This is a genomic window from Aliidiomarina quisquiliarum, from assembly GCF_023922585.1.
GTDB lineage: Bacteria > Pseudomonadota > Gammaproteobacteria > Enterobacterales > Alteromonadaceae > Aliidiomarina > Aliidiomarina quisquiliarum.
Window position 1 is genome coordinate 297,534 of sequence record NZ_JAMFTN010000014.1, and the last position, 22,705, is coordinate 320,238.

Here is a 22,705-nt window from a genome sequence, read left to right on the forward strand (position 1 = left end):
TAATCCGATTTAACATAATATATATTATGCGTACCATTATGTGTATGTAGATAAGGGCTAAGCCCTAAAGCTGATAGCTTAAAAATACAAAGGCGCTGGTGGTATGTGAACCCTCAGTCATTGGGCTGTTGCGTATTTCGTTGTCTATAAAGGTGCGTGTTACCGATCCAGCTAAAGTCCAGCGGGCGTTTAAGCGCATGAAGCCTTCAAGGCTTAGTGTGGTGTTCCAGCTATTTTTACTTTGGTATTCACTTAAACCCGAACGCTGTGCTTCAGCCGCACTAATGCCATAAAAGTAATCGGCAAAGCTGCCACTGATGTAGCTTACGTCAATGCGCGGGCCAAACTGCCAAATGTGCGGTTGTTTACTAAGCGAGTAAAAATAGCCAACCGACGACCGATAACCCGTGTCGAAGTCGCGTACGTTTACTAAGGTTTCTGCAGAAATACGGCCATACTGCGTGTGCTGGTTGTACTTCAAACCGGTTTCTATACGAAAGTCGCGCTGGTCTAATAGCTTTAATGCGTCTATGCGGTTCTTTTTAGGCTCAAACCGAAACGGTGCCACGCTAGCCACTGCGGCTAATTCAGCACCTTGCTTACGATACAGCCGAAAACCTAATTCAACGCCACGAAAATAAACCTTTTCACCTTCGTAACCAACCACCGGAACCACAAAGGTTTCGTTGTTACGGCCCTTGTAAGCAGCGTCGACACTTGCCACCGCTAAGCCCACCCGCCAATTACTGGGTTTCTCGGTTTCTTCTGCAGAAACAGCCGTTCCGGAAACTAACCATAAAGCACTACAAGCCTTTATTAGCGGTGCTTTAAGGGCTTTCAATGAGCTGAAGGCTGGTTTTCTTTTTATCACGTTATCATTCCTTTTGGTAATCTTAATTTAGGCCGTTACTGCCAATTTTATACAGTATTAACGTACAATTTACTTAGAATACGCAGCCACAAGCAAATTAGATTACCCGTAGCCGCCGTAACTGACGTTTACACACAAGCCTTTTAGCGTATCATACCGATTGATTTTATTGAGACGCCATAATATGCCGGACAGAACAGAATATTTAAGTGCACCTTCGTATCAAAAACTAGGTGCCGACGACTTAAGTGCAAACCCAACCCGTTGGTTACATGCTTATGCAGCTATGCCAAACGGTACGGTTCAAGGCACTGGTACTGCGCAAGTGTTAGCAGGCCAGTCGCGCGCCCTACTTGCTTTGCAACAAGCCATTCAGTCACGCTCTAGCTATAGCAATGCTTATATGGCATTACCGCCAGGCTTAGTAGCTGAAGACGTAATTCGGGCCGTCGCCAAAACACAAAACTGGTCGGTACGCCACCAGTACGACTGGGTGTATTTAGCTAACCCAGCCGACGCCAATGCACCTATATGTGTGTGGCTACCTTTAGGCAGTGCTGAAAACGCCCTTACCGGCTTATGGGAATTACTGAATACCGAGCCCAGCGAGCGCGCGCCTATTATCGATCAATTGAACGGTTTATATCCCTCAACTAGCTTTAGCCGCTACCTTGAAGCCATTCAATTTAAAACCTTCGACGACATTCCGGGCAGCGAACTTGCCAATATTATTGTGTCGCATAAACAAGGCGCTGAAGCCTGGGTATATTGCGACAGGGTTACCCGCGAACGGTTGTTTGGCGACATTCGTATTCAGTCGGTTGAAGGCACCATTAGTTCTGAACTGCACCTTATTCGCCCAGGCGATTTACTACAGGCAAACGGCGGCATTTTGGTTATCGACGCCAATGAATTACTGCTTGAACCTAAGTTATGGCGCCAATTAAAACATGTTTTACGGCGTAAACGCTTCGACTGGGCACAACCAGGCGAAGGCCAAACGGCTATATTTTATGCGCCCGAGCCAGTGCCCCTCGACATTAAAGTTATTTTAACCGGCGACGCCTCGTTATTTAGCCAACTCGACGAGCTAGATTCTGATTTCAGCAATTACTTTCCGTTCTTTGCCGACTTTTCTGGCATTTTTCAGCCCAACAAAGACAACTTTACCGATTACCTCGACTTTTTAACCTACGTACGCGACCAAGTAGGCCACCGACCATTGAATGAAAGTGGTTTAACCGCCCTGCTACGTTATTCTTCTAGCTTGTGTGAACACCAGTCGGAACTCAGTTTAGACGCCGTACGCTTAATGCAATTACTGGAAGAAGCTGAAAACCTTGCCAACGAGCAAAAAGCCAACTTTATAACAGCCGAGCACATACATAAGGTTGAAACACAGCAACGCGCTCGGGCTTCTCGCATTGCCGAAATGAGCTGGCAAAATATTATTGAAGACCAAATACAAATCGACACTTCGGGCAATGTGGTGGGCCAAATTAATGGTCTTACGGTGGTGTCTGTAGCTGGTGCAGAATTTGGCGAGCCCTCGCGTATAACTGCTTCGGTGCATTATGGCGACGGCGACATTATCGACATTGAGCGAAAAGCCGAATTGAGCGGTAACATTCATACTAAAGGCGTAATGATTTTAACCGCCTATTTAGCCAATTTATTTGCCCAAAAAGAGCCCATGCCCCTTTCGGCCACCTTAGTATTTGAACAGTCGTACCATGAAGTAGACGGCGACAGCGCTTCTTTGGCAGAGCTATGCTGTTTATTATCTGCCCTTGGCGACGTGCCCATAAAACAAAGTTTGGCGGTTACCGGGGCCATTGACCAATTTGGTAATGTGCAAGCCGTAGGCGGCATTAACGAAAAAATAGAAGGTTATTTTCAGGTGTGCCAACACCGCGGCCTGAATGGCGAACACGGTGTAGTGCTACCCGCTTCTAACCGTATGAATTTACATTTGTCGCAACAGGTACAAGACGCCGTAGAACAAGGTAAATTTCATATTTATGCCGTTAAACATGTTACCGAAGCCGTCTACTTATTAATGAATATAGCTTGTGGTACGCCGCTTGATCCGAACGAAGAGCATCTCTTTGGCCGAATTCAAAAACGCTTGCGTGAAGTGCAAGAAATCCCCGACGACGAGCAGCGTAGAGGTTTTTTCGCCCGATTATTTGATCTGCGATAACAGCTTTCAACTGTTCGGACTTGTTCAGCGTACAGCTGTTCGCTAAGCTACGCCAAACATTTACTTTAACGAAGGTTTATATATGCAGTCATCTTATACGCGTGAAGAATTATTAGCATGCGGTCGCGGCGAAATGTTCGGCCCTGGCAATAGTCGGTTACCCGCTCCTAACATGCTAATGATGGATCGTGTTACACGCATGGAAGAAACCGGCGGTACTCACGGCTTAGGCTATGTTGAAGCAGAACTCGACATTCACCCCGACTTGTGGTTTTTCGATTGCCACTTTATAGGCGACCCTGTTATGCCTGGTTGCCTTGGCCTCGACGCCCTTTGGCAGCTGCTAGGTTTCTTCTTAGCTTGTTCGGGTGGCCCAGGTCGTGGCCGTGCCCTTGGTGTTGGCGAAGTGAAATTTACCGGCCAAGTATTACCTACCGCTAAAAAAGTAACTTACCGCATTAACTTTACCCGAGTTATTAAACGCAGGTTGTTTATGGGTATTGGCGACGGTGAAGTTGAAGTAGACGGCAGGGTTATTTACACCGCCAAAGATTTAAAAGTAGGCTTGTTTACCGACACCTCAACGTTTTAATAGCTTGTACTATTACCGCACAAATAAAAAGCCCGGCTAAATTTTGGCCGGGCTTTTCTCTAAAATCTGCACTAATCAATTTTCTTGTTGACCAAAAAATGTTTTCTTAACGATTAAAATAGCCGTCGTTACGGGCTTCCATGGCGTCTCGCCAGCCACCCAGCCATTCAGAACGAACATCGTTACCTTGGTATGGACAAAGCTCTTTAGAGCGGCCTGCAACACCAGCTTTAAAACCTTGGGAGTTAGCTCTTTCTAAGCGATCTCTTTTCTGTCTTTTCATTCTCATGTGCACTTTCCTCTTGTCATATCTCAATAACGTGCCTTTTTTATGAAGCACACTTACTGTGATAACCATTATGGCCGGAAAGTTCAATCATAAAAAAAGCGATCTCAGCGGTTATCACTTAACCAAATGAGATCGCTATGTTTTTCACTTAGAACAAATAAGCTTATTTTTGGGTTTTACGGCGGCGCCTGGTTATATAGAACATTCCGCCTAATACAAAGGTTATAGCAAGCTGAATAGGGCTAATTGCCGCAGCTTTGCGCTCTTGTTTATCGCTGGGATCGCCACAGGCTTCAACGTTACTGCTGGCACGAACAAGCACCGGGCGCACGTTTAGGGCAGTGTATTCCCGCCCGTCGATAACACGGGTTTCTTCCATGTTCGCTAAAGCAATAATGTCGCCGTTGTCGTTAATGCTTACCGCATCAAACAAGTCATAGCCAGAATTACAACCCATAAGCGAATTAAGGTCTACCGTAATGTCTTTGTCAATGTCATACATAAAGGCCACCGTACGGCGCTGTTCTACTTGCGTTCTGTCGCGCTCGGCCCGGCCCACTACTTGGTTTAAATTATTCATAGCCCGTGGACGCCAGCTTGAATCAGTAAAAAAGCCACTCGGAAAAGTTACTTCACGGCCGTCTGTATGGGCAATAAACAAGCGTTCACGTGGGTATTGCAAGTTTACTTGGTAAGTGAAACCAGTAATAAAGCCGTTATTGTTAATTTGCGTTGCTTTACTTTGGGCATACCCCTGCTTGGTGTTAGGAATAATCCACTCGGCCTTACCTTGGTTATAAATAGTGGCGTAATTCAGCGCAAAAGGGCCATTAAAAGCGGTAAAGCCTACAGCAATGCCAGCGTCGTTCACGTCTAAGGCTTCACTTCTTACTGTACCTTCTATTTTGTCTTTGTCTTCTTTGCCTTCATTGTCGTCCAGCGCAGTTGGCGCCATACCTAACGAACGCTGAGCAATAACATTACCGGTGGCGTCTAGTTCCCACATATAAGCGGTTTCTAAATATAACGGCGAACGTATAGCGGCTTCATATTCAGCACTGGCCCATACTCCATACATACAAGCGTCAAGGGGTAAGTGCGCTGAAGTCGACTCAGGGTTCTGGCAATTAGCATAAGCCGTTACTACCCGTGGGGTGTCTTCAATAGCGGCAAAACCAACCACTTGGTTATTGTCGTTAATTGCATAGGCCCGCGAAATTCCGCTATAGGTAAGGCCGCTTTCGCCCGCTAATTCAACGTGGTCAACACCATTGGTCCACAGTGCTTGTGGCATGCGGTCGCGCACAAAATAAATTGCCGGGGCGTTGTTTTCGTCGCTACCGTTTACTTGCAAGAAAGGCGCACGAAACTCACCAACCGCTTGGTTGCTATTATTAATACCGTGCAAAATTACGTCGTTGCTGCGGGTTAATAGGCCCGTAACCGGTTCAATTACGTCTAAACTATTATTTAGCGTAGTCATGGCGCCGTTATACCACAGGCCACTGAACTGAGTTACTTTTTGCACGGTCGGGCTGTTTAAGCTACCACCGCGGCCAAACAATGTATTTCGCACAGTAATATATTCTGCAGCACTTAGGTTATTTAAGTCGTCAATCGACTCAAAGTCGTCTGGGTTCAACAGGTCTACGCGCAGTGGTATGTCTACAATATTATAGCCAATGCCAACAAAGTGACCTTGATCATTCATGTCGTTAACCGTTGCCGAAAGCGCGCCTGGCACATGGCCAAAGTCAACTACTTCATAGCCTTGCGCGTGTGCAGCACTAGCCATAGCTGAGCTAACGAAAAGTGCGGATATGGCTATAGCCAAATACTTCTTTTGTAATCGCATTAGTTTTCCTGCAAGTTCTCTAAATAATCCCAACGCTCAAGCGCACTCACTAATTCTTCTTCTATACTTTGAATGCGCTCTAACACGGGCTGCGTGTCGCCAATTGGCTGTTTAAAAAAGTCCTGGTCTGCAACTTTTTCCTGTAATTGTTCTAGCTCTATTTCCAGTTGTTCAATTTGTGCTGGAAGTTGCTCAAGTTCGCGTTTCAATTTGTATGATAACTTGTTCGGCGAGCGAGCTAAAGTCTGCTGTGCTTGAGAGTCTCGAGTAGCGGCAGAAGTTCCCGACGGTGGCTTATTTGCGGCATATTTCTGCTCGCGTTCACGTTTGGCCTGTTGGTACATGGCCACTTCATGAAAACCACCCACAATTTCTGTAATTTGGCCATTGCCTTCAAACAGCAATACTTCGTCGGCGGTGTTTTCAATAAATTCACGGTCGTGGCTTACTAACAGTACCGTACCTTTAAATTCCGCCACAATACTTTCCAGCAATTCGAGTGTTTCCACGTCTAAGTCGTTGGTCGGTTCGTCTAGAATCAACAGGTTACATTCTTTTAGTAATATTTGCGCTAACAGTACTCTATTTCGTTCACCACCCGACAAGGCTTTTACTGGCATACGTGCTTGCTGTGGGGTAAACAAAAAGTCTTGCAAGTAGCTATAAATATGGCGCGTACGGCCACCAAAGGTTATGTCCATTTTGCCTTCGCCAACGTTGTCGGCAATCGACTTTTCCGGATCAAGTTCAGCCCGGTGCTGATCGTAATAAGCCACGTTCAGCTTAGTGCCCTGCTCCATGGTGCCAGCGGTAGGCTGTAAGTCGTTTAAAATAAGCTTTATTAAAGTACTTTTACCAATACCATTGGGGCCTACTAAAGCAATTTTGTCGCCACGCTGCAAAGTAAACGAAAAGTCTTTTATCAGCACCTTGTCGTTATATTGGAAGCTAATGTTATTGGCACGCCAAACAATTTTACCCGAACGCTCGGCGGCTTGGGCTTCAAAGCTAGCGTTCGACTGCTTCGCTCGGCGCTGTTTACGCTCTTCCCGTAACGCTTGTAAGGCACGCACCCGCCCTTCATTACGGGTACGGCGGGCTTTTACGCCTTGGCGAATCCACACTTCTTCTTCCGCCAGCTTTTTGTCGAAGGCCGCATTATGGGCTTCTTCAATATCAAGTTGGTTTTGTTTTTCCACTAAATAGTTAGCGTAGTCGCCCGGGAAACTGGTTAATTTACCGCGATCTAAGTCAACAATTCGCGTGGCTAAAGCCCGTATAAAGGCCCGGTCGTGGCTAATAAAAACAATTGAACCGTTAAAGTCTTTTAAGGTTTGCTCCAGCCACTCTACGGTTTCAACGTCTAGGTGGTTCGTGGGCTCGTCTAGCAACAGCACGTCGGGGTTAATAACCCAAGCACGCGCAAGCGCCACCCGGCGTAGCCAACCACCCGACAAACTGTTCATGGTGGCGGTACCGTCTAAGCCTAAACGGGTTAAGGTTTGTTCAATTTGCTGCTGTACTTCCCAACCGTTGTTTGCTTCCAACTTTTCTTGCACCCGAGCCAGCTCGGTTAAAACCTCATCGGAAGAATCGTCGGCTAAACGCTGAATAAGCTTTGCGTATTTGGTTAAATGCTCTTGTAAGTTAGCAAAAGCACCGGCCACAAAGTCAAACACCGCCATTTCAGTTTGTGCGGGTGGGTCTTGCGGCAGCATCGACACTTTTAAGCTGGCGTCTCTTTTCAGCTCACCGTCGTCTAGCTTTAACTGGCCATTTAGCACCTTTAATAGGCTCGACTTACCTGCCCCGTTTCTACCCACAATACAAAGCCGCTCGTCGCGCTCAATAATAAGCTGGGTGTTGTCCAACACTGGCGCGGTACCAAAGGCTAACCGGGCATTTTGTAAACGAAGTAATGCACTCATTGTTCGAGAAAAATCCTTAACTTGTCGTCTGCGAAGGGCCATTTAATTTCGGCATCGTCGCGTTCTCGTACCAACACCGGTACTAGGTTGCCATATTCTTCGAGCAGCTCGGGCTGGCTCGCAATGTCCACCATGTGCAGCGCTACCGGCTCGTCAAGAGCCACTTCATGTATACGCTGAATGGCCACAGTACATAATGGACAGTTATCTTTAATTAATAGGTAAAAGTTACGCATGTTCAATGTACCAGCAGTAATGAATAGCCCGCTGGCGTTTAAAGTCTTCCGACGTGGTGGCGTGGGTGCGATCAACCGCCGTTAAATTCATTCGCTCAAGGCCTTCATAGTCAAGCTTAAAGCGGCGCTTGTTGGTAGAAAATATAAGCAACCCACCGGGCGCCAACAAGGTTCGCACCTGGCGAATTAATTCAATGTGGTCGCGCTCTATGTCAAAGGTGTCGTCCATGCGCTTCGAGTTCGAAAACGTTGGCGGATCTAAAAATATTAAGTCCCAGCTTTGGCCCGAACGCTGCATTTCTACCAACCACTTTAAGCAGTCGGCTTGCACAAACTCATGGTTGTCTAAGGTTAAATGGTTTAAGCGGAAGTTGTCTTTGGCCCAGTTTAAGTAAGTGCGCGACAAATCAACCGTGGTTACTTGCTTCGCCCCACCTAACACCGCATGCACCGACGCACTGCCCGTATAACCAAACAAATTCAGCACCCGCTTACCTTCGGCGCGTTTTTGTATGTCTTTACGCACCAAGCGGTGGTCTAAAAATAAACCCGTGTCTAGGTAGTCGGTTAAGTTCACCCAAAATGCCGCGTTGTATTCCTTAGTTTGAAAGCGTACCGAATCGGCTTCATCGGTAGTTTTCTTGGTGTATTGGGCTAAGCCCTTTTGCTGGCGACGTTGGCGCGTATGAATATTTTCCGAATCTACCGGTAACACGGCCATAACCGCGTCAATTAAGTCCCAGTAACGGTTTTCAGCCACGTGATCAGGAATGTCTGCCGGCGCAGCATATTCTTGCACAACCAAGTGATCGTTATAAAAGTCGATTGCCGCGTTGTAGTCAGGTAAGTCGGCGTCGTAAACACGGAAGGCCTCAACGCCTTCGCGCTTGGCCCACTTGCTCCGTTGTTGCCAGTTTTTCTTTAACCGGTTGGCAATATCGGTATTGTCTTTGCCACCAAACTGCTGCTGCCCTTCTAACTGAAACACACCCAATCGAACCGGCAACGGGCCATTGTTAAAGTTATATTTTTTCCATGCCCGCAAACGTAACGACTTCAGCAACACGTCGCTGGGCGCTAAAATGCCCGCATTCCAACGGCCCTGTAACTGATACAGCATGGCGCCAAAATTACGGTACAACACCCGCGCCGACAATGGCGTTTCTAACCGTTCGCCATAAGGAGGGTTAGCTATGAGTAAGCCATTTTCTTGCTCACCAATAAAATCGACTAACTCGGTACTGGTGGCATCGACTCGTTCAAGTTTGAATAAATCGGCTAAACCCAGCGCATGTGCCGCTTGGTTCGCTTGCGCAATTACTTTTTCGTCTAGGTCGCTGCCGTAAAATGTTGTGGTGCAGCTTTCTTTACCTACCGCAAAGCGCTGTTCAGCTGTGTCTATGGTTTGCTGCCACAAGGCTTGATCATGGGCCTTCCAACCAAAGAAACCCCACTGCTCGCGTAACAGGCCTGGCGCGCAGTCGGTTAATAGCATGGCGGCTTCCATTAATAAGGTGCCCGAGCCACAAAATGGGTCAACCACAGCCGTTGGCTTAGGGTTGGCCAGCGAATTTAAGCTCCGCAACACAACCGCAGCGGCTAAAGTTTCACGAATAGGCGCCGGGCCAGTACCACGGCGGTAGCCACGCTCGTGCAAACCCGAACCCGACAAGTCTAAATAAAAGTTGGCATTTTCTTTACCTAACTGCACCACCACCATAACGCCCGCTTCGTCGCGGTCCACCGGTGGGCGTAAGTCGAAGTTGCGCCAATAGTCTAGGTAACCGTCTTTTACCACCTGAGCCGAAAAGCCCGTGTGGCGCAACGCTTCGTTCATGCCACTAAAGCGCACCACAAAACTTTCGTTACCGTCAACAAAACTACCCCAAGGCACCTTGGTCGACTCAAGCAATAACGACTCGCGGTCTGAAACTGGGCCTTCATGCAAATGCAATAACACCCGGCTAGCCGTGCGCAAGTTTAAGCACATGCTATAGGCAGCCGCTAATTCACCCTTACACAACACCCCACCGTGGGTAAGCTTTACCTCGGTAACAGGCTGCGTAGTAAGTTCGAAAGCAAGAAGTTCTTCAAGGCCATGGGCACAAGAAATATAGAATTGGTACATAAGGCCATCCGTTCAATTTAATGGCGCATAGTATACCTGTTCGCTAAACCGATGTCTGTTATAGCTTCCACCAACATTTGCGCACATAAACAGCACAACGCTTACTTATTGCGCGGTTGAACGCTATTTCACAAAATAGGCTTGCCATCGCACCGGCGAATCTCTATAGTGCACTCAATCGGACGCGGGGTGGAGCAGTCTGGTAGCTCGTCGGGCTCATAACCCGAAGGTCGTAGGTTCAAATCCTGCCCCCGCAACCAACACTTTCAAAAGAAAGCCCGAACAGAAATGTTCGGGCTTTTTTGTGTCTGCAACTCCTCACGGCACCCCCTACCCTAAGGTCGCCTTTTTCCACATATTGTTTTGTTTATACGATATGGGAGACCTTCGGGCAAAGAGGCCGGCTTTTGTACTCCTATGGCAAGCCAATACAATAAAGCCTTAAATACTTCCAAGAAAAAGTAGTCAAGCTAAGCGATTAAAAACACCGCTAAATAGATAAGAAAAGGCTATGTGACAATCTGTGACAGATTCCGTGACAAAACACACATTTCAGATCCCATTAAAATATTAAAAGAGACCTTAAGGCTAGTTTTCAACGAACAAAGATTATTCATTCTCTTTTATATGAGTCACTAAATCTTCAATCTCACAATCAAAATAAGTACAAAGCTTATCTAGATTATCTGTCCCTGTGTTATGACCGGGGTGGTTGATAATCTTAGAAAGAGTCATTCGATTTATCCCTGTAGCCTCTGCAACCTCTGCCACAGTAACCCTTCGTTTCTCAGCAAACTCTTTGTCTGCAATAAGTTTTTTTAAATGAATTTGAAGCATAGCCCCTCCCAAGCAAGCAATAAGCATCTAATGATAAATATAAGTATCAAAAGATGCTTGCATAAATCACTGCATGATATATATTGTAATCACACGCTAATTATATTTAGCAGTTGATTGATTTAACTACCACCTAAGGATGTTCGCATGAAAACAACCTACCTGACAACTGAAGAGTTGGCTTCACGTATTAAATACGATGTAAGAACAATACGAAACTCGCTCAAGGATAGCGTTTTGCTCGAAGGACGTCATTACATACGCCCTTTTGGTGGACGTAAAATATTATTCTTATGGGAGCCTATAGAAAAAGACATGGTGCAGAACTCTCAGCAACAGCTGACTATTCCAATGGCTAATGGAGGAGTTTGCCATGGCTAAAGTAAGAGTGCGCAAAGAAACAGGAAAGTTGTACTTAGACTTTAACTTCAAAGGCATTCGCTGTCGTGAGCAGACATCCATGTTGGACACGAAGGCTAATATGGCAAAGGCTGAGAGCTTATTAAAAAAGGTACAAGCAGAAATTTTATTGGGTATTTTTGATTATGCTAAAACCTTTCCTAATAGCAAAAACTTACAAAAGTTTTTACCTAACAGCAATAAACACGGTGCATCAGAGATGCCTGCTAGCAAGAAAAGTAGCCATCAAAACCTCAGCACACCAAGCTTTAAAAGCTTCGCTGAGCAATGGTTTGTTGAGCGTAATATCGAATGGCGCGCCTCACACACCCGTAACATACGAAGTTTACTTGATAGCGCACTAATACCTGCTTTCGGCTCTAAACAGCTACATACAATCACAAAGTCTGACTTACTAAAGTTCCGTTCAGAGCAAGCAAAGTTACCTGGGCGTAGTGGTAACAAAACCATTTCGGCTAAAACGCTAAATACTCGCATGGGCACGTTAAAAATCATATTAACCGAGGCTTCAGATCGCTTTGGGTTGGAAAACCCTTATCGAAATATTAAGCCATTGAAGCTTAAAAAGACTCATATCGAACCTTTCTCATTAGCCGAAGTAAATAAAATCATTGAAACGGTTCGAGAAGACTATCGAAACTACTATACGTTACGTTTTTTCACTGGCATGCGCACTGGAGAAATAGATGGCTTACAGTGGAAGTATGTAGATTTTGAACGCAAACAAATTCTAATACGCGCAACGCTCATAGCTGGCAAAACTGAATACACAAAAACTGACGGCTCTCAGCGTGAAATACCCATGCTTGGCCCTGTATATAAAGCTTTAAGGCAACAGTATAAAAGCACAAGGAAAGTGAGCAAATACGTATTCTGCAACACGGCAGGTAAGCCGTTAGAGCATAATAATGTCACTAAACGAGTGTGGTACCCCCTACTGCGCCACTTAGGCTTAGAAAAGCGTAGGCCGTACCAAACTAGACACACAGCAGCAACCTTACTGCTTGCTTCAGGAGAAAACCCTGAATGGGTAGCACGGCTGCTCGGCCACTCTTCAACTGAAATGCTATTTAACGTTTATTCACGTTACATCCCGAACGCGACCCGTCAAGACGGCTCAGCATTTGATCGTTTAATACAAGAGCAAACACTCTCTAAAGACACAAGAGGTAACTAACTATGTACTCACAAAAGGACTTCGAACATATCAATAATTCAGAACGTGCTACATCAATAGCTCACTGGTTAATAAATTATTATGAAATACAAGCAGGCTATGGTTTATCAATGTTTTTAGGCATTAACCCTGCACGCCATAACTATGACGCCATACGTATTTGGGTACAATTGCAAATATCCATATTACCGAAGCGCTATCGCACTTTAGGAGAGCTTCGTAAAGCATTTGAAAGCCTGCTGCCTATAGAAGCACTTTCTTGACATGAATAAACTGCTTGATTTCAGTGTTACGGAATTAGTGGGGAAGCTACTAGGGATAGTTGCCCCCACCATCTCCAGGAAGGGCATTAATATACCTTTAAATTGCAACTTTTACAGATAAAGGATTGTAGCTAACAAACAAGCTATGTTCATCATAGTGTAGTATTTAACCAGTAAAGGCAAAAACAACAAATTTGGCCACCAATTTATCGGGCAATGTCAGCTTCTAAAATGATTTTCCAGCGGTACTTTTTTAGCATCTCCAAACTTTTAATCTTTTCAGCAATAGAGTGCCTGAAAAACTAATGAAGCGGATGCAGAGTATCTAATGAACTACTCGTAATTCATAAAGTGTCAATTAAGCTCTCTCAAGACCATGTATCAATCCAATATAAGCGTTGACTCCTTAAACCCCATCGCGTATCATTTCGTGACAGTCACGAAATGATACGCGATGGGGTTTAAGTGTTAGGAGAGGCAGTATATGGCGATGACGGATGCAGAAAGGCAGCGAAAACATAGAGCAAAGCTGAAAGCTGAAGCTAAAAAGCTTATTAAGGTCAGGGGTTCTAATGGAGAGTTTGATGAGCGATTAAGGGTAGCCCTATCTATTCGAGAGCTATCCCTATCCAATCAACTCTCTGATGATATCGTAAAGTTGATAGCGAAAACTTCAGAAGATGTCTTCCCCACTAAAGATTTATTAACAAAAAAGTACATAAACAAATTAGTATTAGACTATTTAACAAAGGAATGATAATGAAAAACACTTCAATTTTTGATAAAGATCTAAACCCAGTTTTAGAGATTGCTTCTGATGAGGATTTAGAAACGCTAGTCGATTACCTTAAGACAAAATTATCAGAAACTTTAACGACTCATGAGTCTTATAAACTACATGAACCATCTCACTCTGAGTATGCAGATTTAATTGCAAAAGAAATTAGAGATATGGGCGGAAACTCATTTGCTAACCTCTTTAGAGGTAGTGAAGGCCCTAGCTATCACGAAATAGTTTGTGATGTAGCAAAACAACTCAAAGTTCCTTTTAATAAAGATAAAGACATTGAAGATATTGAGAATGCAATCTTTGAAACAGTCTTAACTGAAGCATTAGATAAGATGTCTGATGAAGATAGATTAAAGCTTATGGACAATATGGGAGCTAAAGGTCGCTTAAATAAAGGTGGAATTGCTACATCAGCATTTATTGCTATTTTTAGGTCTGGTGGATTTTACTCGTATCAATTAACAGCTATTATTGCGAACCAAATTGCAAAGCTAATTCTTGGAAGAGGCCTAATGCTTGCTACTAATGCTAGCATAATGAGAGTAGCTTCTATCCTAACTGGACCTATTGGATTGGCGATTACAGGCTTATGGGCAGCAATTGATATAGCTGGCCCTGCTTATAAGGTTACAATCCCGTGTGTAATTCATATAGCGATGCTTAGAAAGAAACTTAACGCTATAAATTGTGACAACTGTGACGCTATGTTATCTGATATAACAATGAAGTTTTGTCCTGATTGTGGGAATAAGGTATCAACCTAAAATCAGATATTAACTGCAAGACTCATGCAATTGGAGATAGGTCGAGAAGGTCAGTTGCCCTAATTTGGCAGCCTCACCTTCCGACCAAAAAGAGCGTGTTCCAACCTAATTTACTGCAAGCCGACCGAAGGTCGGAAATACTGACCTTTCCCCTGAAATAACACCATATTTTCAATGAGATTTCAGTTTTATGCCACCTGTTTTGTATATTCCGATGGCGGTAATTACTATAATGAACTTTGGGGGCGTTCTTCGTTGTAATGTCGCTGCCACTGCTCAATGTCGTACCGTGCTTCTTCGAGTGTTCTGAACCAATGCTGATTCAGACATTCGTTTCTGAACTTACCGTTCAGATTTTCCACAAACGCATTCTGTGTCGGTTTGCCTGGCTGGATAAAGCTCAGGCGAACACCTTTGGTTTTACTCCAGAAGAACATAGACTTGCTGGTAAATTCGGTGCCGTTGTCGCAAACAATCGAATCCGGCCTATCGCGAGTCTCAATGATTTGCGATAAAACCGCGCGACTTGCTGCCCTGAAATCGACGCTCATACCAGTTGTCCAACGACTTCGCGACTGAAATCATCAACAACGTTTAGAACCCGAAAGCGCCGTCCGTTAGCTAATTGGTCAGAAACAAAGTCCATCGACCAACGTTGATTTACCGCGGTTGGAGCGTCCATCACAACACGTGGTCGCGTTAGTTTCTTACGCTTTTTAGTGCGAAGCTGGAGTCCTTGCTCTGTATACAAACGATACGTCCGTTTCTTGTTTTTAACTAATCATTCGCGCTTCAGAAGGCCGTGCAGCATCAAGTAGCCATAACGCGGATACTCGACTGCCAGTTCCTTTAAACGAGCCGTGACAGGCTCATCTTGGCGCTTTTTAGGGTGATATCGATAAGCGGTTCGACTCAGCCCGACCAACTTGCACGCCAGGCGCTCACTAAGATTAAACGTGGTCACTAAGTGCTTTACCACGAGCTTTTTGCTGGCGGGCTTTTCCACTTATTTGATACGACATCCTTCAAAGCTTCCGTCTCCAGCATTTTTCCGCCAGAAGTTTCTTCAGCTTGGTGTTCTCAGTTTCAAGCTCGCGCAAACGCTTCGCTTCATTAACTTCCATGCCCGCATATTTACTGCGCCAGTTGTAGAAAGTGCCATTCGATATGCCCAGGCGACGGCAAATGCCTTCAACCTTGGCTCCGACCTCGTGCTCTTTAATGGCCTTGATGATTTGTTCTTCGCTGTAACGTTTCTTGATTTTGAGATCTCCACTTGACCCATTTTAATGGATATCTCATCGATGTCATGGTTCTATTTTTGGGGGAGAGGTCACACCCAGTAACGATAGCTACACGAATAGCTTGACAGTTTCCGGGTGCCTAATAATTTGATGAAAAGCTGATTAATAAAGTTTTACTTCATAATAACGAACCCTGAATTCAGATAATAACCGCAACACTCATGTAATGGGATAGGTCGAAGAGAGGTCAGCTACCGACATGTGGTAGTCTTACTTTTCGACCAAAAAAAGCGAGTTCCAACATGAGTTATCGGCAGCTGACCGAGGGGCAACGATACCAGATTTCGTTGCTTCTCTCAGAGAAATTTTCACTAAGAAGAATTGCAGAAAAACTGGACGTTTCACCATCGACGATAAGCCGAGAGCTTCGACGAAACTCAGTTACACCAGGTTGCTATGAGCCCTGCCATGCTCATGATAAAACGAAACAAAGGCGCTCGAACAGTTACAAGCGAGGCCTCTGCAAAAGCACGGTAGCGGCTGTAAAGTTACTTCTCGAATGCGACTGGAGCCCAGAGCAAATCTCTGCTGTGTGTAAGCGTATAGGCCGACCCGTGAGCCATGAATGGGTTTACAGTTACATCATTCGGGATTTTAAACGCGGTGGTCAGTTGCATGAGCACTTAAGACACAGACTCAAGCGCTACAGAAAACGAATGCATAAGCAGCGTGGCCGCATTGTAGACAGACGGTCTATCCACGACAGACCCACTGTTGTCGAAACACTGGGGCGTTATGGCGACTGGGAAATCGATACCGTCATCGGGAAACAAGGGACCGGCGCTATCGTGACAGCCTTGGAGCGCAAAAGTCGCTTCTATGTTACCCGTAAAGTGCTCAGTAAAAACGCAACCGAAGTTGCTGATGCGTTAATTGATATTGTTGAAGCCTTTTCAATCACTTGTGCACACAATAACGGCTGATAATGGTTTAGAGTTTGCCGAGCACAAGCGTATCGCAGCCGCTGTAGATGCGGATGTTTACTTCGCCGACCCGTACGCATCGTATCAGCGTGGCGCGAACGAAAATGCCAACGGCCTATTGCGGCAATATGTTCCGAAAGGAACAAGTTTACGGAGCTTAACCAATGAGTTGTTGAGCAAGTTCCAGCAGCGAATTAATCTAAGACCTCGAAAGGTTTTGGGGTTTAAACAACCCGATGTAATTTTTAAAGAGCAATTGCAGTACGCGCAGAGCGAGTGTTGCAGTTATTAGTTGAATCTAGGAACTTTACATTACAACTTGCTAGTTATAAAAGTTTTAGCTTGGCTAGTGGAAGTTGAACATGCCGTTTACAAATAAAATATGATTAGTTCTTTAATTTCTTTTTAGGCGGTATCTGTTAAGCAACTTATTGTTTTCATCTGCACTTTTTTCATCTGCACTTCTTACATTGGCTTTGGTTAGTTACACCACCGCTTTGAGTTCTATATCCAAATATCTTATCTAATTCAGGTTCTGTTTTAGCAACAGCACCACACTTAGGGCATTTATGAGGTAGTTTTATTTTTCCAGCCATGGTTTAGTCCCTTTATATGTTTTCAATTTATTAAGTGGCATAGCCACTACTATTTACTTTATTCACTTCGAATAATTGAATCCTTATCTCAATCGGATCATATTGTTTTTTTGCTATTGCTAAGTCAAGTACAATTATTGTATTTAAAAGGCTTTAGATATATTCAAGTCTGAGACAGAAATTTTACCATCTAAAATTTCGTGACGTATTAGTCGGTTATTTACTACTGCTGACTTTTCAGGGTAGTCTATGAAACGATCGTTGCTAATAACAAAAGTTGAATTATGATCACCAGCTAGATCCAGCACCGTTTCATCCGCTGCAACCCCTGTCGCTACAATATGAACTTTTATACTACCTCCAAATATTTTGCGAATATAGCTATCACTAGATTGCAACCTCGCCCTAATTGAAGCATCAAATACCAACTTCACCTCATACGAACTCTGAATTTCTGGAATCAACGCTCTCAAAGCAGCAAGCCCAATGAAGTCACCTCCCTCATAACAAAGGTTGTTCCCATCAATAATTATAACGTCAATTTTTCTAATTGCCTTTTTTATTTCGTGCTCTGCCCGCTTCGTCAGCTTATTTAAATTACGCTCTAAAGTAAGTATCTCAGTTCTAGCTTTATTAATAACAGTATTAGGGCTTCCTACTTTAAATTCTTTTTCACATTTTTTATGTATTTCGCTTCTTTCATAACTATTGGCAGCATTTGATAATTTTACATTAAGTTTTTGTGCCCGATTTATATTGTATTCTGCCCGACGCATCCTGTTTTTATGTTTGTTAAATTCAATTGTAATTGGTACAAGAACATCATCAAGCGAGCGCTTTCGATCTATTAAACAATCTAACTCAACTCTTTTCCTATTCTGCACTTCAATTATATCAGAGCGACGTCTTTCCTTAGACTGCAAATCAAAGCTTAAAAAAATATTGATGTTTTTTCCTGCAGTATCAATAGCTGATTCGACTTCAGAAAGTTTATTTTTGTTTCTTATTAAATCCGCCTCTAAACCCCTTTTTAACATTTCGCCTGTAGTTAATACGTCCTTAGTTAAATATTTACTAACTCTATTTAAAATGCTAGATGGACTCCAGCTATGCTTTTCTTTCGTCTCTGTAAAATCTTTATTGCTATAAAACAAGTCTTTTAACATTTCAGACGTCTTCGTGATTTTAGTTTTTAAATCTTTCCTCTCTTGTATAAGGCTTCCAAGCAACTCTTCTAGCTCATCAATACTGCTATTTTCGTACCACGTTAATTCGTCATTCAATATTTCTAACTCTTTAGATAAATTATCCAGTTCATTTTTACCATTAATAACTTTTACTGAAAAAGGGTTTGTAATCTTTTCATTAACATAAGAGTCGCCATTTTCGTGCCACGTATACTCGTCAATTAATATTTCTAACTCTTTGGATAAACTATTCTGTTCATTTTTACCATTAATATCCTTTACTGAAAAAGGGTTTGCAATCTTTTCATTAACATAAGCATCACCTCTATAATGCGTATTATTGGGTTGTCTTACGTTCTCCTTACCTTCTCTAAACGATGGGTTTAAATCTGGCTTAGAGCGGACACTATTACTAGGCCCAGATTCAATCATAAGTTCGTCATCGAAGCTTATCTTTGTTTTATTCAAAAAAGGGTCTCTCATTTGCGATCCTCCTGGTTTTAGATTTTCTAACTGTTTAACTTTCCTAAAATAAGTTGTGACTCTACAGAATCACCGCGTCCACGCATTCGACAGCACTTCTGCTTGCTGCATTATAAGCTCTATGGCTTCCGGCGCTCTGTCTGGCGGGTATTTGTACTTTTGCAATGTTCGGCGCACGAGAATTCGTAAGCGCGCACGCACGCTTTCACGCACTTGCCAGTCGACGGTGGTAGATGCGCGAAGCTTGTCTGTTACTTCAACGGCTATGGCTTTTAAGGTTTCATCGCCAAGCTCGCGTACAGCGCTTTCATTTGTGGCTAATGCGTCATAAAAAGCGACTTCGTCGGGGTTGAGTCCTAATGCTTCGTCACGCTCTAGCTCTGCTTGGAACTCTTTGGCCATGGCAATGAGCTCTTCTATCACTTGCGCTGCTTCAATGCCTCGGTTGTTGTACTTGCGTAGGGTTTCTTGCAAGCGGTCGCTATACTTCTTTTCTTGCACCACGTTGGTACGTGTTTTGGCTTTAATGTCGTCTTTTAGTAATTTTTCCAGTAAGTCGACAGCAAAGTTTTTGTACGGCATTCTGCGAACGTCTTCTAAGAACTCGTCAGACAATAAGCCAATATTGGGTTTATCCAAACCACACAGTGCAAATACATCAGCCACTCCCTCTGCGACAACGGCATTATCTAGTATTTGTTTTAATGCGGAATTCCTATCGGCTTCACTCAGTTTCTTATCTGGGCTTGTAGACTTTGCAATAGCGGACTTTACTGCTGAGAAGAATGCGATTTCTTTATGGTATGCCCGCGCTTCATCTAAGGTGCCACATAGTGAATAGGCTTTACTCAATGCTAAAACGGTGTCCAAAAAGCGTTTTTTGCCGTCTTCAAGACCAAGTATGTGGTTGGCAGCAGGTATCAGTAGTTTGTTCGGCTCTGTTTCAAAGCCTGAATAATCAAAACCTTTACCATTTGAGCCGGTGGCAAACATGCCGTGAATCACATCAAGCTTTTCCAGTAGTATGGCGTAGGCTTCTTCGGCGCTATGGGTGGGTGTACCTCGGCCTTTTGAGTCCGTGTAAGTTTGTAGCGCTTGCTTTAACTCGTTGGCAATACCTATGTAATCCACCACTAGGCCACCTGGCTTGTCTTTAAACACCCGGTTCACACGGGCAATGGCCTGCATTAAGTTATGCCCTTTCATGGGCTTATCGATATACATGGTATGGCACACAGGGGCATCAAAACCGGTCAGCCACATATCCCGTACAATCACCAGTTTAAGCGGGTCGTTTGGGTCTTTAAAGCGTGCTTCTAAACGCTTTTTGGTTTGTTTGTTATAAATATGCGGCTGTAGCAAGGGTTTGTCAGAGGCCGAGCCCGTCATCACTATTTTAATAGCGCCCTTCTCTGGGTCTGTGTCGTGCCACTCAGGGCGTATGGCTACTATTTCGTTATAAAGCTGCGCACAAATATCACGACTCATGCCCACTATCATCGCCTTACCGTCAATGGTCGCCGTGCGCATTTCAAAGTGTGCGACTAAATCCTCTGCCACTTGTTTTAAACGAGGCTCTGCACCCACTAGCTTTTCTAACCGGCTCCATTCACCTTTGGTTCTTTCCCGCTGGCCCACGTCTTCTTCATCTTCAATCACTTCTTCAACTTGGTCTGAAAGCTCTTCAATTAAGTCGCGGTTCAAATCAAGCTTGGCTAATCGAGATTCATAATAAATAGGTACGGTGGCGCCATCATCAACGGCATCTTGAATGTCGTAAATAGACACGTAATCACCAAATACGGCGCGGGTGTCTTTGTCTTCATTGGCAATAGGGGTACCTGTAAAACCAATAAACGAGGCATTTGGCACTGCATCACGCATATGTTTGGCATAACCGAACTTGTAGCTGCCATCTTCTTTTAAGGTCGCTTTCAAGCCGTATTGGCTGCGGTGAGCTTCATCAGAAATCACCACAATATTGTGGCGGCTGTTCAAAATGGGGTGCCCTTTTTCATCTTCTAACAGCGCAAATTTCTGTACTGTGGTGAAAATAATACCACCGGACTCTCGCTCTGCGAGTAATTGACGCAAGGTGTCTCTGTCTTCCGCTTGTATAGGCTCTTGTTTCAGTAACTCTTTGGCCGCACTAAAGGTCGCAAAAAGCTGGCCATCGAGATCATTGCGGTCGGTAACGACTATTAAAGTGGGGTTGTTCATTTCGGGCTGTTGTAACAGTTTCCCTGCATAACAGCACATAGAAATACTTTTCCCAGAGCCCTGGGTATGCCACACAACGCCAGCTTTTTTACTACCTTGCACTACATTGTCTGCATAGGTGGCGCGAGGATCAGCTGCCATATTCATTTCAGGTGCTTGAGATGCAATGACCGTCGCCCTCACCGCTTCACGCACCGCGTGAAACTGGTGGTAACCAGCTATTTTTTTAATGAGCTTGTCTGAGTCTGTTTCAAAAATCACAAAGTAGCGAATGTAGTCGAGAAAGAGTTCACGGTTGAAGAAGCCGCGCACCATGGTTTCGAGTTGCCATTCTAATAAAGGTTTATCGTCTTCATTTTTAATGGTGCGCCATGGCATATAACGCTCTTGGGTGGCCGTTAAAGAGCCTACACGTGCGTTGTAACCATCACTAATAATAATTGCCTCATTAAAAGCGAATAACTCAGGTACTTCGTCTTTGTAGGTTTGTATTTGGTTGTAGGCATCCCAAATATCGACATTTTCAGCGGTTGGGCTTTTTAATTCGAGAACGGCCAACGGCAATCCGTTAATAAAGCAAATCACATCCGGGCGGCGTAACTGTTTGCTCCCTTCAAGGGTGAATTGGTTTATGGCTCTAAATCGGTTGGCGGTAATATTTTCAAAATCAATTAGGAAGGCTTGGTCATGAACTGTTTTTTCATCTCGTTTATACTCAACCGGCACCCCTTCAAGTAATAGACGATGAAAAGCACGGTTATTCACCACGGCATCTAAGCTCGCCGGTTTGCGAACAACGTCTACCACTTGCTCAATACAGCTTTCAGGAAGGTGCGGATTAATGCGGCGTAAAGCGGCTTCTACATCCGCCAAAAGCAATACCTGACGGTAGTCACTTCGCTCAGGAGCCGCCCCATCATGGGCAATATCCGGGCCATGGCCAACTTCCCAGCCTTCTTCAGCAAACCAGGCTAGGCATTCTTGCTCTAATTGATCTTCGGTCATTCCATTTGTCCTTAACCCTGGGGTGGCTCCTTCAGCAAAATAAAGTGCTCAATCAACCGAATCATTAAGCTTTTCTGCTCAGGTAAGCTTTCTGCTACTAATAAAGCTAAGGCTACCAGAGTATTGTCGTTAATCAATTGTTCTACTGGTTTCGCCTTCATTGCTCACCAACCCTTGGTTGGTTAAGGTGCGACTCAGTAAGTGTACCGCTTGTTCAAATTCAATTCCGCGCTCAGCAAGGCGGCGTTGATTAAGGGTATAACCTTGGACCAAATGGTCTTTTAAGGTTTTTGTCGCCCACTGCCGAAACTGGGTCGCTCGTTTCGAGCTGACTCTGTAGCCCACTGAAATAATGGCGTCTAGGTTGTAGTGTTTAATGCGACGGCGAACCTGTCGCTTTCCTTCCTGGCGAACTACCGAGAAATCCTCGGTAGTTCGATTTTCATCGAGTTCACCTTCTAAAAAAACATTCTTTAAGTGTAAGCCGACGTTATCAGTAGTGGTATCAAACAAAACAGACATCTGACTTTGATTCAGCCAAACCGTTTCTTGCTCAAGTGCAACTTCTAGCTGCGCTTGGCCATCTTCGCTCATGAATATTTGGATTTGCTGGTCAGCCATGGCTTAACCCTTT

At 44.4% G+C, this 22,705-nt stretch carries 19 protein-coding genes, 1 tRNA gene and 2 pseudogenes; 9 read left to right on the forward strand and 13 right to left on the reverse strand.

Features of this window, described 5'->3' with window-relative positions:
- Positions 1-64: 64 nt before the first annotated feature.
- Complete coding sequence (locus M1L23_RS04110) at positions 65-871, reverse strand: MipA/OmpV family protein (RefSeq protein WP_252625851.1); 807 nt, start codon at positions 869-871, stop codon at positions 65-67.
- A 184-nt stretch (positions 872-1,055) separates the two neighbouring features.
- Here M1L23_RS04110 and M1L23_RS04115 point away from each other — a divergent pair, with 184 nt between their 5' ends.
- Both M1L23_RS04115 and fabA read left to right on the forward strand, forming a co-directional pair.
- A complete protein-coding gene (locus tag M1L23_RS04115; protein ID WP_252625852.1) occupies positions 1,056-3,074 on the forward strand; it encodes an AAA family ATPase in 2,019 nt (672 codons plus the stop codon).
- A gap of 82 nt (positions 3,075-3,156) precedes the next feature.
- A complete protein-coding gene (fabA, locus tag M1L23_RS04120; RefSeq protein WP_252625853.1) occupies positions 3,157-3,666 on the forward strand; it encodes a 3-hydroxyacyl-[acyl-carrier-protein] dehydratase FabA in 510 nt (169 codons plus the stop codon).
- 106 nt (positions 3,667-3,772) lie between these two features.
- Here fabA and rmf read toward each other — a convergent pair whose 3' ends face one another.
- From rmf to rlmKL, 5 genes are all read right to left on the reverse strand, one after another.
- A complete protein-coding gene (gene rmf, locus M1L23_RS04125; protein ID WP_252626157.1) occupies positions 3,773-3,949 on the reverse strand; it encodes a ribosome modulation factor in 177 nt (58 codons plus the stop codon).
- 169 nt (positions 3,950-4,118) lie between these two features.
- On the reverse strand, positions 4,119-5,810 hold the full coding sequence (locus tag M1L23_RS04130; RefSeq protein ID WP_252625854.1) for a DUF3466 family protein: 1,692 nt from the start codon (positions 5,808-5,810) through the stop codon (positions 4,119-4,121).
- Complete coding sequence (uup, locus tag M1L23_RS04135) at positions 5,810-7,738, reverse strand: ATP-binding cassette ATPase Uup (protein WP_252625855.1); 1,929 nt, start codon at positions 7,736-7,738, stop codon at positions 5,810-5,812. Before uup ends, M1L23_RS04130 begins: the two co-directional genes overlap by 1 nt.
- On the reverse strand, positions 7,735-7,974 hold the full coding sequence (locus M1L23_RS04140) for a glutaredoxin family protein (protein ID WP_252625856.1): 240 nt from the start codon (positions 7,972-7,974) through the stop codon (positions 7,735-7,737). The genes uup and M1L23_RS04140 overlap by 4 nt, the downstream gene beginning before the upstream one ends.
- Positions 7,967-10,102 carry a bifunctional 23S rRNA (guanine(2069)-N(7))-methyltransferase RlmK/23S rRNA (guanine(2445)-N(2))-methyltransferase RlmL gene (gene rlmKL, locus M1L23_RS04145; protein WP_252625857.1) on the reverse strand — a complete coding sequence of 712 codons (2,136 nt, stop codon included), beginning with the start codon at positions 10,100-10,102 and terminating at the stop codon, positions 7,967-7,969. The genes M1L23_RS04140 and rlmKL overlap by 8 nt, the downstream gene beginning before the upstream one ends.
- Positions 10,103-10,285: 183 nt before the next feature.
- Between rlmKL and M1L23_RS04150 the strand changes: the two genes are divergently transcribed.
- Positions 10,286-10,362: transfer RNA gene (locus tag M1L23_RS04150), tRNA-Met, on the forward strand.
- A gap of 349 nt (positions 10,363-10,711) precedes the next feature.
- Here the strand turns inward: M1L23_RS04150 and M1L23_RS04155 are convergent.
- Complete coding sequence (locus tag M1L23_RS04155) at positions 10,712-10,939, reverse strand: helix-turn-helix domain-containing protein (protein ID WP_252625858.1); 228 nt, start codon at positions 10,937-10,939, stop codon at positions 10,712-10,714.
- A 147-nt stretch (positions 10,940-11,086) separates the two neighbouring features.
- On the opposite strand from M1L23_RS04155, the gene M1L23_RS04160 reads away from it, so the two are divergent.
- From M1L23_RS04160 to M1L23_RS04180, 5 genes are all read left to right on the forward strand, one after another.
- A complete protein-coding gene (locus tag M1L23_RS04160) occupies positions 11,087-11,320 on the forward strand; it encodes a hypothetical protein (RefSeq protein WP_252625859.1) in 234 nt (77 codons plus the stop codon).
- Complete coding sequence (locus tag M1L23_RS04165; protein ID WP_252625860.1) at positions 11,313-12,536, forward strand: site-specific integrase; 1,224 nt, start codon at positions 11,313-11,315, stop codon at positions 12,534-12,536. Before M1L23_RS04160 ends, M1L23_RS04165 begins: the two co-directional genes overlap by 8 nt.
- A 2-nt stretch (positions 12,537-12,538) precedes the next feature.
- The gene (locus M1L23_RS04170) at positions 12,539-12,799 is read left to right on the forward strand and encodes a hypothetical protein (RefSeq protein ID WP_252625861.1); all 261 of its coding nucleotides are present in this window, start codon (positions 12,539-12,541) and stop codon (positions 12,797-12,799) included.
- A gap of 484 nt (positions 12,800-13,283) precedes the next feature.
- Positions 13,284-13,556: a hypothetical protein gene (locus M1L23_RS04175; RefSeq protein ID WP_252625862.1), complete on the forward strand. Its 273-nt coding sequence runs from the start codon at positions 13,284-13,286 to the stop codon at positions 13,554-13,556.
- Positions 13,557-13,558: 2 nt separating this feature from the next.
- Positions 13,559-14,353, forward strand: coding sequence for a ubiquinol-cytochrome C chaperone family protein (locus M1L23_RS04180; RefSeq protein WP_252625863.1), 795 nt, complete (start codon positions 13,559-13,561; stop codon positions 14,351-14,353).
- Positions 14,354-14,541: 188 nt separating this feature from the next.
- Here the strand turns inward: M1L23_RS04180 and M1L23_RS04185 are convergent.
- A pseudogene (locus M1L23_RS04185) lies at positions 14,542-15,615 on the reverse strand (IS3 family transposase).
- Between the two features lie 284 nt (positions 15,616-15,899).
- Between M1L23_RS04185 and M1L23_RS04190 the strand changes: the two are divergent.
- Positions 15,900-16,872: pseudogene (locus M1L23_RS04190) on the forward strand (IS30 family transposase).
- A gap of 160 nt (positions 16,873-17,032) precedes the next feature.
- On the opposite strand, the gene M1L23_RS04195 reads toward M1L23_RS04190, so the two are convergent.
- From M1L23_RS04195 to M1L23_RS04215, 5 genes are all read right to left on the reverse strand, one after another.
- A complete protein-coding gene (locus M1L23_RS04195) occupies positions 17,033-17,176 on the reverse strand; it encodes a hypothetical protein (protein WP_252625864.1) in 144 nt (47 codons plus the stop codon).
- Between the two features lie 143 nt (positions 17,177-17,319).
- Entirely contained in the window at positions 17,320-18,846 is a 1,527-nt protein-coding gene (locus M1L23_RS04200) for a hypothetical protein (protein WP_252625865.1), read from the reverse strand.
- A 69-nt stretch (positions 18,847-18,915) separates the two neighbouring features.
- Entirely contained in the window at positions 18,916-22,071 is a 3,156-nt protein-coding gene (locus tag M1L23_RS04205; protein WP_252625866.1) for a type I restriction endonuclease subunit R, read from the reverse strand.
- A gap of 11 nt (positions 22,072-22,082) precedes the next feature.
- Positions 22,083-22,232: a hypothetical protein gene (locus M1L23_RS04210; protein WP_252625867.1), complete on the reverse strand. Its 150-nt coding sequence runs from the start codon at positions 22,230-22,232 to the stop codon at positions 22,083-22,085.
- A complete protein-coding gene (locus M1L23_RS04215) occupies positions 22,201-22,692 on the reverse strand; it encodes a virulence RhuM family protein (protein WP_252625868.1) in 492 nt (163 codons plus the stop codon). Before M1L23_RS04215 ends, M1L23_RS04210 begins: the two co-directional genes overlap by 32 nt.
- Positions 22,693-22,705 lie beyond the last annotated feature (13 nt).